The sequence below is a fragment of the Kitasatospora saccharophila genome (genome assembly GCF_039529925.1).
Lineage (GTDB): Bacteria > Actinomycetota > Actinomycetes > Streptomycetales > Streptomycetaceae > Kitasatospora > Kitasatospora saccharophila.
This window is the reverse complement of sequence record NZ_BAAANS010000075.1, coordinates 24,051-35,215: the sequence shown is the minus strand read 5'-3', so window position 1 is coordinate 35,215 and position 11,165 is coordinate 24,051. Positions and strand designations below refer to the sequence as shown.

General features: G+C 71.2%; 12 protein-coding genes. 11 read left to right on the top strand and 1 reads right to left on the bottom strand.

The genetic code is table 11. From position 1 onward, the window contains the following. The 11 genes from ABD345_RS34945 to ABD345_RS34895 form a co-directional block, all read left to right on the top strand. Nucleotides 1–170, top strand: a 170-nt coding sequence (locus ABD345_RS34945; protein WP_344558208.1) for an acyl-CoA dehydrogenase family protein, incomplete at its 5' end; no start/stop codon positions are given. A gap of 23 nt (nucleotides 171–193) precedes the next feature. Next, nucleotides 194–958, top strand: coding sequence for an SDR family NAD(P)-dependent oxidoreductase (locus ABD345_RS34940; RefSeq protein ID WP_344558204.1), 765 nt, complete (start codon nucleotides 194–196; stop codon nucleotides 956–958). Between the two features lie 50 nt (nucleotides 959–1,008). Further along, nucleotides 1,009–1,779 carry an SDR family oxidoreductase gene (locus ABD345_RS34935; RefSeq protein ID WP_344558203.1) on the top strand — a complete coding sequence of 257 codons (771 nt, stop codon included), beginning with the start codon at nucleotides 1,009–1,011 and terminating at the stop codon, nucleotides 1,777–1,779. A 47-nt stretch (nucleotides 1,780–1,826) separates the two neighbouring features. Then, entirely contained in the window at nucleotides 1,827–3,374 is a 1,548-nt protein-coding gene (locus tag ABD345_RS34930) for an AMP-binding protein (protein WP_344558201.1), read from the top strand. 80 nt (nucleotides 3,375–3,454) lie between these two features. After that, nucleotides 3,455–4,642 (top strand): lipid-transfer protein, encoded by a 1,188-nt coding sequence (locus ABD345_RS34925; RefSeq protein WP_344558199.1) that lies wholly within the window; start codon nucleotides 3,455–3,457, stop codon nucleotides 4,640–4,642. 2 nt (nucleotides 4,643–4,644) lie between these two features. Next, entirely contained in the window at nucleotides 4,645–5,097 is a 453-nt protein-coding gene (locus tag ABD345_RS34920; protein WP_344558197.1) for a MaoC family dehydratase N-terminal domain-containing protein, read from the top strand. Then, a complete protein-coding gene (locus tag ABD345_RS34915) occupies nucleotides 5,097–5,480 on the top strand; it encodes a MaoC/PaaZ C-terminal domain-containing protein (RefSeq protein ID WP_344558195.1) in 384 nt (127 codons plus the stop codon). Before ABD345_RS34920 ends, ABD345_RS34915 begins: the two co-directional genes overlap by 1 nt. Nucleotides 5,481–5,492: 12 nt before the next feature. Then, nucleotides 5,493–6,296, top strand: a complete 804-nt coding sequence (locus ABD345_RS34910) for an SDR family NAD(P)-dependent oxidoreductase (protein ID WP_344558193.1) — start codon at nucleotides 5,493–5,495, stop codon at nucleotides 6,294–6,296. Between the two features lie 28 nt (nucleotides 6,297–6,324). Next, nucleotides 6,325–7,482, top strand: a complete 1,158-nt coding sequence (locus ABD345_RS34905) for an acyl-CoA dehydrogenase family protein (RefSeq protein ID WP_344558191.1) — start codon at nucleotides 6,325–6,327, stop codon at nucleotides 7,480–7,482. A 104-nt stretch (nucleotides 7,483–7,586) separates the two neighbouring features. Further along, a complete protein-coding gene (locus ABD345_RS34900) occupies nucleotides 7,587–8,756 on the top strand; it encodes a CaiB/BaiF CoA transferase family protein (protein WP_344558189.1) in 1,170 nt (389 codons plus the stop codon). 127 nt (nucleotides 8,757–8,883) lie between these two features. Beyond that, entirely contained in the window at nucleotides 8,884–10,071 is a 1,188-nt protein-coding gene (locus ABD345_RS34895) for a TetR/AcrR family transcriptional regulator (protein WP_344558187.1), read from the top strand. Between the two features lie 97 nt (nucleotides 10,072–10,168). On the opposite strand, the gene ABD345_RS34890 is transcribed toward ABD345_RS34895, so the two are convergent. Further along, complete coding sequence (locus tag ABD345_RS34890) at nucleotides 10,169–11,095, bottom strand: esterase/lipase family protein (protein ID WP_344558185.1); 927 nt, start codon at nucleotides 11,093–11,095, stop codon at nucleotides 10,169–10,171. Between the last annotated feature and the right edge of the window lie 70 nt (nucleotides 11,096–11,165).

The following is an 11,165-nucleotide window of genomic DNA, read 5'->3' as shown; positions in this document are numbered from 1 at the left end:
CCGAGACCGCGGGCCGGGTCATCGACAAGTGCCTCCAGCTGCACGGCGGTTACGGCTACATGCTCGAGTACCCCATCGCCCGCCTGTACGCCGACACCCGCGTGATGCGGATCTACGGCGGCACCAGCGAGGTCATGAAGACCATCATCGCCAAGTCCATCGGCCTCTGACCCGAGAAACGGATACACCCACCATGCAGATCAACGGACTGTCCGCGGTCGTCACCGGCGGCGCCTCGGGCCTCGGCCTGGCCACCGCCACCCGCCTGGTCGAGGAAGGCGCACACGTCGTCATCCTGGACCTGCCCACCTCCGACGGCGAGGAGCGCGCCAAGGAGCTCGGCCCCACCGTCCGCTTCGTCGCAGGCGATGTGCGCAGCGCCGACGACGCCGCACGCGCGGTGGCCGCCGCCGCCGCCCTCGCCCCGCTGCGCATCGCGGTCAACTGCGCGGGCCTGGGCCGGGGCGGGCGCACCGTCGGCCGGGACGGGACGCCCTACGCGCTGGAGGACTTCGAGTTCGTCGTCGGCGTCAACCTGATCGGGACCTTCAACGTCCTGCGCCTGGCCGCCGCCGAGATGGCGCGGACCGAGGAGGTCGACGGCGAGCGCGGCGTGATCATCAACACCGCGTCGGCGGCCGCGTTCGAGGGCCAGATCGGCCAGTGCGCCTACTCGGCCTCCAAGGCCGGCATCGTCGGTATGACCCTGCCGATCGCCCGCGACCTGGCCGCCGCGAAGATCCGCGTGGTCACCATCGCCCCCGGCCTGTTCTCCACCCCGCTGCTCAACCGGAAGCCGCAGGAGTTCCTGAACGCGCTCGGCGCCCAGGTGCCGCACCCCTCGCGCCTCGGCGACCCCGCCGAGTTCGCCCACCTGGCCACCGCGATCGTCGAGAACCCGATGCTCAACGGCGAGACGATCCGCCTCGACGGAGCCATCCGGATGGCCCCCAAGTAGGCCCTGGTGCTTACGAGTCACCCCACCCTCGCTGCGACAAGGAGTCACCCGTGCCCGACCCCGTCACCACCGTCCCCAAGGTGGCGATCGTCACCGGCGCCGCCCGCGGCATCGGTGCGGCGACCGCCGTCCGCCTGGCCCGCGACGGCTTCGCCGTCGCCGTCCTCGACCTGGACGAGGCCGCCTGCGCCGGAACCGTCGAAGCGGTGGAGAAGGAGGGCGGTCGCGCCCTCGCCATCGGCTGTGACGTCTCCAACGCCGAACAGGTGGAGGCCGGGGTCGCCCGCGTCGCCGCCGAACTCGGCGCCCCCACCGTGCTGGTGAACAATGCCGGCATCATCCGCGACAACCTGATCCACCGGATGACCGAGCAGGACTTCGACTCCGTCCTCGGCGTCCACCTGCGCGGAGCCTTCCTGATGGCCAGGGCCGTGCAGCGCCACCAGACCGAGGCCGGCTGGGGGCGGATCGTCAACCTCTCCTCGGCCGCGGCCCTCGGCAACCGGGGCCAGGCCAACTACTCCTCCGCGAAGGCGGGCCTGCAGGGCCTCACCAAGACCCTCGCCATCGAGCTCGGCCGGTTCGGCGTCACCGTCAACTGCGTGGCGCCCGGCTTCGTCGCCACCGAGATGACCGAGGCCACCGCCCAGCGGATGGGCATCACCTTCGAGGAGTTCACCACCCGCTACGCCGCGAACATCCCGGTCCGCCGGGTCGGCGCGCCCGAGGACATCGCGCAGGCGGTCGCGTTCTTCGTCCGCGAGGAAGCCGGTTTCGTGTCCGGCCAGGTCCTCTACGTCGCCGGTGGCCCCAAGGGCTGACGTCGCTCGAACGGACACCCCCACCTGCTGCCGGAAGGAGTTTTCCCATGGGCCTGCACCTGCCCGACGCCGTACGCCTGCACGCCCGCGAGCACGCCGGATCGCCCGCACTGACCTGCGAAGGCCGCACCATCGGCTACGGCGAGCTGGACTCCCGTACCAACCGGCTCGCCCGCGCCCTGCTCACCGCGGCGCCGACCGGGTCGCGGATCGGCCACCTGACCCGCACCCGGTGCGAGTCCGGGGAGATCCTGGTCGCCGCGGGCAAGGCGGGCCTGGTCGCCGTCCCGCTCAACTGGCGCCTCGCCGTGCCCGAACTGGTCGCCGTCGCCCGGGACGCGGGACTGCGCGTCCTGATCGCCGAGCCGGAGTTCCTGCCCGGGGCGCTCGCCGTCCGCGAGAGTCTCCCAGGGCTGCTCCTGGTCGTGATCGGCGAGCCGTACGACTCGGACACGCCGGCGTACGAGGCGTGGCTCTCCGCCCACCTCGACGAGGACCCCGGACGCGGCGGCGGCGCCGACCGGGACGAGGTGGCGTTGCAGCTCTACACCTCCGGTACGACCGGAGCGCCCAAGGGTGTGCCCCTCACCCACGGCAACCTCCGCCCCGACGCGGAGGAGCTCGACGAGTACCGGTGGGACGCGGACTCGGTGGCGCTCAACGCCCTGCCGATGTTCCACATCGCCGGCGCCGGCTGGTTGGGCGTGGCGCTCGTCTCCGGCGCGCACAGCCTGATGGTCCCGGACTTCGCACCGGACACCACCGTCGAGACCATGGAGAGCAGGGGCGTCACGCACTGCTTCCTGGTCCCGTCGGTGCTCCACATGCTCACCGAGCTCCCGGACGTCGACCGGCGCGACTTCTCCCGCCTGCGGCTGATCGCCTACGGCGGGTCGCCGATCACCCCGGCCCTGCTGCGCCGATCGATGGCCGTATTCGGCTGCGGGTTCATGGGCAAGTACGGGATGACCGAGGCGGCCGGAGCGGTCACCCAGCTTCCGCCGCACGAGCACCGGGCCGAGGGGCCCGGGCGGCTGCGGCTGAAGTCCGCCGGGCGGCCCCGAGGCGGCGTCGAGGTGATGATCGCCGACACCGCGACCGGGAACCCGGTCCCGCCGGGCACGGTCGGGGAGATCCGGATCCGCTCCCGCCACAACACCGCCGGCTACTGGAACCGCCCCGCGGAGACGGCGGCGCTGTACGCCGCGGACGGCTGGCTGTGCACCGGCGACGGCGGCTACCTGGACGAGGACGGTTACCTGTTCCTCACCGACCGGATCAAGGACATGATCATCACCGGCGGTGAGAACGTCTACCCCGCCGAGGTCGAGTCCGCGCTGGCCGAGCACCCGGCGGTGGCCGAGGTCGCGGTCGTCGGAGTTCCCCACGACATCTGGGGCGAGGCGGTCACCGCCGCAGTGGTGCCGCGCCGGGGGATCGGTCGGCCGACCGAGCAGGAGCTGATCGCCTTCGCCCGGGAGCGGATCGCCTCGTACAAGAAGCCGCGCCGGGTGCTCTTCGTCGACGAGCTGCCCCGCAACGCCAACGGCAAGGTCCTCAGGCACGAACTCCTGTTGCGAATCTCCGCCAACTAGAAGATCCGGGAGGAAGGCCTTGACAGAAGCTTGATTCAAAGAAAAAGTGAAGCAGCGCTAACCTGTGGGATGGAGTTTCTATGAGTCGCAGAGTGCTGGTGGCGGGCGTCGGCATGATCCCGTTCGCCAAGCCCAGCGCCACCCGGCCGTACGACGTCATGGGGGCCGGCGCGGTCAAGGCGGCCCTGGCGGACGCCGGCCTCGCCTACGACCGGATCCAGCAGGTCTATGCCGGGTACGTCTACGGCGACTCGACCTGCGGCCAACGCGTGGTCTACGGACTCGGCATGACCGGCGTCCCGGTGGTCAACGTCAACAACAACTGCGCCTCCGGCTCGTCAGCGCTGTGGCTGGCCCGGCAGGCCGTGGAGAGCGGTGCCGTCGAGTGCGCGCTGGCGGTCGGATTCGAGCAGATGCCCGCCGGTGCCCTCACCCGCAAGTGGCAGGACCGCTCGGGGCCGCTCACCGACTTCGAGGCCTCGCTGCGCGCCTCCTTCGCGGTCGACGACAGCCTCCCGCTCACTCCGCAGTACTTCGCCGCCGCAGGCGTGGAGTACATGGCGAAGTACGGGATGAAGCCGGAGACCTTCGCCAAGGTCGCGGTCAAGGCCCGCCGGCACGCCGCCGGCAACCCGTACGCGGTGTTCCGCGACCCGATCACCGAGCAGGAGGTGCTGGACTCGCCGCACCTGTCCGGCCCCCTGACCCGGCTCCAGTGCTGCCCGCCCACCTGCGGCGCCGCCGCAGCGATCGTGTGCAGCGAGGACTTCGCCCGCCGCAACGGCCTGCGGACCGACGTCGCGATCAGGGCGCAGACGCTGCTCTCCGACACCGCCGGCCTGTTCGACAAGCGGAGCCCGATGGCGCTGGTCGGCTCGGACGTGACCCGGGCCGCCGCCACCGAGATCTACGAGCGGTCCGGTGTCGACCCGCGCGACATCGGGGTCGTCGAGCTGCACGACTGCTTCACCGTCAACGAGGTCCTCACCTACGAGGGTCTGGGCCTGTGCCCGGAGGGCGGCGCCGAGGAGTTCATCCTCAGCGGCGACAACACCTACGGCGGGCGCGTGGTCACCAACCCCTCCGGAGGCCTGCTCTCCAAGGGCCACCCGTTGGGCGCCACCGGCCTCGCGCAGACCGCCGAGATCACCTGGCAGCTGCGCGGCGAGGCCGGACCCCGCCAGGTCGACGGCGTCACGCTCGGCCTGCAGCACAACCTCGGCCTCGGCACCGCCGGTGTCATCACCCTGTTCGAGAAGGTGGTCTGACCATGGCGATCGACCGATCGATCATCGGCAGCCGTTCCCCGGAGCACTCGGTGGACGTCGAGCGCGGACGGCTGCGTTTCTTCGCCCGGGCCACCGGCCAGAGCGACCCGGTGTACACCGACCCGGAGGCGGCGAAGGCGGCAGGCCACCGCGACCTGCCGGTACCGCCGACCTTCCTCTTCTGCCTCGACATGGACAACCCCGACCGGGGGCGCTTCCTGGCGGATCTGGGAGTCGACATCCGCACGATCCTGCACGGGGGCCAGGCATTCGAGTACCACGCCCAAGCCTACGCCGGCGACCGGCTGACCTTCTCCACCGTGGTCGAGGACGTGTACGCGAAGAGGGGCGGGGCGCTGGAGTTCATCGTCCGCGCCACCCATGTGACCCGCGACGGCGAGCCGGTCGCGACGTTGACCGGCACCGTCGTGGTGCGCGACCCGAAGGCGGCCTGATGCAGCCCGGCGACACCCTGATCCTGGCCGCTCCGAAGATCACCCGCAGCACGCTGGCGCTCTACGCGGGAGCGTCCGGGGACCACAATCCGGTCCACATCGACCTCGACGCCTGCCGGGCCGTCGGCATCCCCGACGTCTTCGCGCACGGGATGCTCTCCATGGCCTACCTCGGCCGGCTGCTGACCGACCGGTTCCCGCAGGAGCGGATCCGTTCGTTCGAGGTGCGGTTCTCCGCGATCACACCGGTCAACTCCACCCCCACCTGCACCGGCACGGTCACCCGCGTCCAGGACGGGCTGGCCCACCTCGACCTGACCGTCACCCTGCCCGACGGCACGGTGACGCTCACCGGCTCCGCCGCCGTCACCATCGAGCGATAAGGAACAACCACCATGGGAACCCTGGACGGCAAGGTCGCCATCGTCTCCGGCTCCGGGCGCGGGATCGGCCGCGAGGTCGCGCTGAAGCTGGCCTCCGAGGGCGCGGCCGTGGTCATCAACGACCTGGACAAGGACCCGGCCGAGGAGACCGTCGCGGACATCGTCGCGGCGGGCGGCCGGGCCGTCGCCTGCGTCGGATCGGTGGTCGACGAGGAGTTCGCCGAGCGTTTCGTGAACACCGCCGTGGAGTCCTTCGGCGGGCTGGACATCATCGTCAACAACGCCGGCTACACCTGGGACACCGTCATCCAGAAGATGACCGACGAGCAGTGGGACGCCATCCTCGACGTCCACCTCAAGGCACCCTTCCGGATCCTGCGCGCCGCCCAGCCCTACATCAGGGCCAACCCGACCGACTACCACCGCAAGGTCGTCAACGTCTCCTCGGTGTCGGGCCAGTACGGCAACCCGGGCCAGGCCAACTACTCCTCGGCCAAGGCCGGAGTGATCGGTCTGACCAAGACCATGGCCAAGGAGTGGGGCCGCTACAAGGTCAACGTCAACGCGGTCGCCTACGGGTTCATCCTGACCCGGATGACCGAGGCCACCGCCGAGGACGAGGCCTTCGTCGAGATCGAGGGCCGTCGGATCAAGGTCGGGGTCAGCCCGCAGATCGCCGCCGCCGTCGCCCGCACCAACCCGTTCGGCCGTCCGGGCACGCCCGCCGAGGCGGCCGGCGCGATCTACCTGCTGTGCACCCAGGACTCCAACTACATCAGCGCCCAGGTCGTGACCGTCGACGGCGGCTCCCGCTGAGCACGCGGCCGAGAAACGAGAGAATGCCATGAAGCGCACCGTCTACACCCAGGACCACGAGGACTTCCGCGCGGTCGTCCGGGATTTCATCGCCCGCGAGGTCACCCCGTACTACGAGCAGTGGGAGGCCGACAACCGCGTCCCGCGCGAGCTCTTCCGCAAGCTCGGCGAGCTCGGCGTGATGGGCTTCGGCATCCCGGAGGAGTACGGCGGCCCCGGCGAGACCAGCTACAAGTACCAGACCGTCATCGCCGAGGAGGCGGCCCGCGCCGCCGTCTCCTTCGGCCACTACACCGTGACCACCGGCATCGTCCTGCCCTACCTGCTGCGCATCGCCGACGAGGAGCAGCGGAAGCGCTGGCTGCCGGGCATCGCCTCCGGTGATCTCGCCCTGTGCATCGCGATGACCGAGCCCGGCACCGGCTCCGACCTCGCCGGGATCCGTACCGCCGCGAAGCTCTCCGAGGACGGCACCCACTACGTCCTCAACGGCGCCAAGACCTTCATCACCGGTGCGCTCAACTCCGAGCTGTGCATCGTCGTCGCCCGCACCTCGTCGCCCTCACCGGAGGACCGCCGCTCCGGCCTGACCCTGCTGGTCGTCCCCACCGACAGCGAGGGCTTCGCCTACGGACGCAAGCTGCACAAGATCGGCCTTCGGGCCAGCGACACCTCCGAGCTGTCCTTCACCGATGTCAAGGTGCCGGTGGAGAACGTCCTCGGCGAGGTCGGGAAGGGTTTCTCCTACCTCGGTCAGAACCTCGCCCGCGAGCGGCTGTCGATCGGCGTGGCCGCGGTCGCCACGGCCACTGCGGCGATCGGCTTCGCCAAGGCGTACGTCCAGGAGCGCCAGGTCTTCGGCAAGCCGGTGGCCGCGTTCCAGAACACCAAGTTCGTGCTCGCCGAGTGCGCCGCCGAGGTGGAGGCGGCGCAGGCGATGGTCGACAAGGGCATCGAGCTCGACGACACACACGAACTCACCGGGGCCGACGCCGCGAAGATCAAGCTGTTCTGCACCGAGGTCGCCGCGCGCGTCATCGACAAGTGCCTTCAGCTGCACGGTGGTTACGGCTACATGCTGGAGTACCCGATCGCCCGGCTGTACGCCGACACCCGCGTGTCGCGCATTTACGGCGGCACCAGCGAGGTCATGAAGACCATCATCGCCAAGGACCTGGGCCTGTAGGCCCCTTCCCCGCGTGCGGCCGCCCGACCCGGGGCTTGAGGGAGCCCCCCGGGTCGGGCGGCCGCCGCACCTCTTCGGCACCGTAAGGAAGTTGAGAACAGCAGATGAGCACCGACCAGGCCGCCGCCGGCCCGCTCGCCGGCATCCGCGTCATCGAGCTGGGCGGCATCGGCCCCGGCCCGTTCTGCGGCATGATCCTCGCCGACCTCGGCGCCGAGGTGATCCGGATCGACCGGCCCGCCGAACACGGCACCCGCACCAGGCACCCGATCCTGCACCGGGGCCGGCGGTCCGTCACCCTCGACCTCAAGAACCCGGTGGGAGCCGCCACCGCCCTGCGGCTGATCGACACCGCCGACGCCCTGATCGAAGGCTTCCGACCCGGCGTCACCGAGCGGCTCGGCCTCGGCCCCGACGTCTGCCAGGCCCGCAACCCCCGCCTGGTGTACGGCCGGATGACCGGCTGGGGCCAGGACGGCCCGCTCGCCCAGGAGCCCGGCCACGACATCAACTACATTGCCGTCGCCGGAGCGCTGGGCGCCATCGGCCCCGCCGACGGCGATCCGGTCGTCCCGCTCAACCTGGTCGGCGACATGGGCGGCGGCGGCATGCTGCTCGCCCTCGGCATCGCCGCCGCCCTGGTCAGCGCCCGGACAACCGGACGCGGTCAGGTCGTCGACGCCGCGATGACCGACGGCACGGCCATTCAACTCGCCCTGATCCACGGCCTGCTGGCCTCGGGCCGGTGGACCGACCGGCGCGCGTCGAACCTCTTCGACGGCGGTGCGCCCTTCTACCGGACGTACCGCTGCGCCGACGGCCTGCACCTGGCGGTCGGATCGGTGGAGCCGCAGTTCTACGCCGCCCTGCTCGACGTGATCGGCCTGACCGACGACCCGCTCTTCGCCGCGCAGCACGACACCGCCGCTTGGCCGCGGATGGCCGACGGGCTGGGCGAGGTCTTCGCCACCCGTACCCGCGACCAGTGGGCCGCGGCCTTCGAGGGACGCGGCGCCTGCGTCACACCCGTGCTGGACTTCGCCGAGGCCGCCGCCCATCACCACAACGCCGCCAGGGGCACTTACACCACCGAGGGGGGTCTCCTCCAGCCCGGACCCGCACCCCGGTTCCTCGGCACGCCGTCCGCCACTCCGGCGCCCGCCCCCGTGATCGGCAGCCACACCGCGGAGGTCCTCGCGGAGGCCGGGCTCGACGCCGCCACCATGGCAGCTCTGCGCGAGCAGCGCGTCGTCGGCGGGGACCGATCGGCGTGATGGTGCCCGCGCCGGGGACCCGCCCGACCTGGGCGGTGACCGTCCCGGAGGCCGCTGGGGCTCGGTCGCGGTGCGCTAGCCTGGGCTCGGTCCGGGCGCACGGACGTGGGTGAGGGGCGTGGAGACGATGAGTGCAGCAGCGACCGGGCGGACAGCCACCCGCCGGCCGGCGGACCGTCGCGAGCAGATCATCAAGGCGGCCAGCGAACTTTTCTGCGAGCGCGGTTTCCACAACGTGTCCACGGCCGACGTCGCGGCGGCCGTCGGTATCACCGCCCCGGCTCTCTACCGGCACTTCCGCAACAAGCAGGACCTGCTGCTCCAGGTGGTGACCAGCACGATCGACGCCATCGCCGAGCGGGTGGCCGGGTCCGCCGATCTGGGGGCATACCTGCAGGCGTCGGCCACCCGCAGTCTCGACCGGCGTGGCGCCGCGACCCTGTGGCAGCGGGAGGGCCGCCACCTCCCCGAGGAGCACCGTGCGGAACTGCGCCGTCGGCTGGCAGGCATCGCCCGCGACCTCGGCGTCCTGGTCCGTCGGGAGTCGCCCGACCTCGGCGAGGCGGACGGCGAACTCCTCGCCTGGTGCGTGCTCTCGGTCTTCGGCAGCGTCTCGGGGCACCGGTTCTCGGTGCCCCGCAAGCGGTTCGAACAGCTGCTGATCGGCCTCGCCGAGGCAGCCGTGCACTGCCCCCTCGGTCAGGACTCCGACCGGCCCGCGGCTCCCGTCCCGGCCGCCGGAGTCGCGGCCGAACTGGCCGTCTCCCAGCGTGAGCGGCTGCTGCACGAGGCCATCCGACTCTTCGACGAGCGCGGCTTCCAGTCCGTGAGCACCGACGACATCGGAGAGGCGGCCGATGCGAGCGGCCCCAGCCTCTACAAGCACTACCCCAGCAAGACCGACCTCCTGGTGGCCGCCGTCGTACGGGCCGGCGAACAGCGGCGGGCAGGCACCAACGCCGCCCTGGCCAAGGCCGCCACACCGCAGCAGGGCCTCGACCTCCTGCTGCGGTCGTACATCGACTTCGCCCGCGACCACAGCCACCTGATCGGCCTGCTGATCAGCGAACGCGACCAGTTGCCGGAGAAGCAGCAGCGCGAGGCGCGGCAGACCCAGCGCGACTACATCGCGCTGTGGCTGCACGTGCTGGAGCAGGTCCGTCCCGGGCTGGACCAGGCCGAGGCGAAGATCATCGTGAGCGCGGTGCTGGCGGTCGTGGACAACGCGGTCCGTACCGCGAGCGCCGGGCGCCGTGCCGACCTCGCCGAGCGCCTCGCCGAGATCGGCTCCGCGCTGCTGTTGCCGGCGGCGTGACGGCCGGCCCTGCGGGGGCGCAGCGCTGAAAGGGCGGCGGGCCGGTGTCGACCAGAATGGTCGCCACCGGCCCGTTTCCACGTCGGAGCGGGTCCGGCTAGCCGAGGGCGTAGGACCGCAGCGGAGGCTCGGACCGGACGACCGGCGTGGTCAGGAGGGTCGCGTCGAAGTTCGCGACGACGACCGCGGTCGCGGCGGTGGCGTCGAGGACGCTGACGCCGGGAAGGTTGCCCTCCAGGCACTTGCCGAACGGCAGCCGGGCGGGGTCGGCGGTACCGGGGTGCGACAGGGCGTCCAGGACGAGGCGGTAGGTGACGGCGTCGTACAGGAAGCCGAAGTGGGCGACGACCCGGCCGAAGCAGACGTTCTGGACCGCGATGTTCTTGGCGCCGCTCGTGGGAGCGGTGGTGAACGGTGTGATCGCCTCGTCGGTGTAGCTGTAGATGTTCGTGTAGGAGATCGCCCCGGGGGTCTCGTCGCCCTGGTTCAGCGCGGCGACGAAGTTCGAGCCGATGCTGAACTGTTGCAGAGCCGGGGCGCACGGGAGGACGCAGAAGAGGTTGCCGCCAGTGATCCCGTGGCTGGGGCTGGCGAGGTCGACCATGTCGTCGACCTCGTTCTGCAGATGGGGCCACCACTTGACGGCCCACCGCAGCTGCATGTTGCCCTCACTGTGGCCGATCACGTCAACCTTGCGGCCGGTGGCGGCGCTGATCCTGTCGATGGCGTGGACGACGTACTCGGTGGAGTCCTGGATGTCGACCATCGACCTTCCGGGGAGGTCGATCCCGCAGACGTCGTAGCCGGCGTTCTGCAGAGCGGGCGCGTAACCGAACCAGCTCTCGCTGTAGGTTGAGGTCACGCCGTGGACCAGCAGCACCGGCTCGTGGTTGGGGTGGGTGAAGGAGGACGGGCAGTGCAGGGCAGCGTCCATGGTGGCGACCGGGGTGTTCAGCGCCGGCTCGGCGGCGGCCGAGGCGACCGGCGCCGGACCCAGCAGCGCCGCGACGAACACGGCAACCACAGCGGCACCGAACGTGCGGGTCATCCGGCCGCGAACTAACTGGGGGCGGGCTGTCTTCACAGGGGACTCC

Bases quoted from the DNA above. Each gene is read 5' to 3' on its own strand.
- ABD345_RS34910 (WP_344558193.1), top strand. From the start codon at position 5,493: ATGGGAACCCTGGACGGCAAGGTCGCCATCGTCTCCGGCTCCGGGCGC.
- ABD345_RS34940 (WP_344558204.1), top strand. From the start codon at position 194: ATGCAGATCAACGGACTGTCCGCGGTCGTCACCGGCGGCGCCTCGGGC.
- ABD345_RS34920 (WP_344558197.1), top strand. From the start codon at position 4,645: ATGGCGATCGACCGATCGATCATCGGCAGCCGTTCCCCGGAGCACTCG.
- ABD345_RS34905 (WP_344558191.1), top strand. From the start codon at position 6,325: ATGAAGCGCACCGTCTACACCCAGGACCACGAGGACTTCCGCGCGGTC.
- ABD345_RS34900 (WP_344558189.1), top strand. From the start codon at position 7,587: ATGAGCACCGACCAGGCCGCCGCCGGCCCGCTCGCCGGCATCCGCGTC.
- ABD345_RS34915 (WP_344558195.1), top strand. From the start codon at position 5,097: ATGCAGCCCGGCGACACCCTGATCCTGGCCGCTCCGAAGATCACCCGC.
- ABD345_RS34925 (WP_344558199.1), top strand. From the start codon at position 3,455: ATGAGTCGCAGAGTGCTGGTGGCGGGCGTCGGCATGATCCCGTTCGCC.
- ABD345_RS34930 (WP_344558201.1), top strand. From the start codon at position 1,827: ATGGGCCTGCACCTGCCCGACGCCGTACGCCTGCACGCCCGCGAGCAC.
- ABD345_RS34895 (WP_344558187.1), top strand. From the start codon at position 8,884: ATGAGTGCAGCAGCGACCGGGCGGACAGCCACCCGCCGGCCGGCGGAC.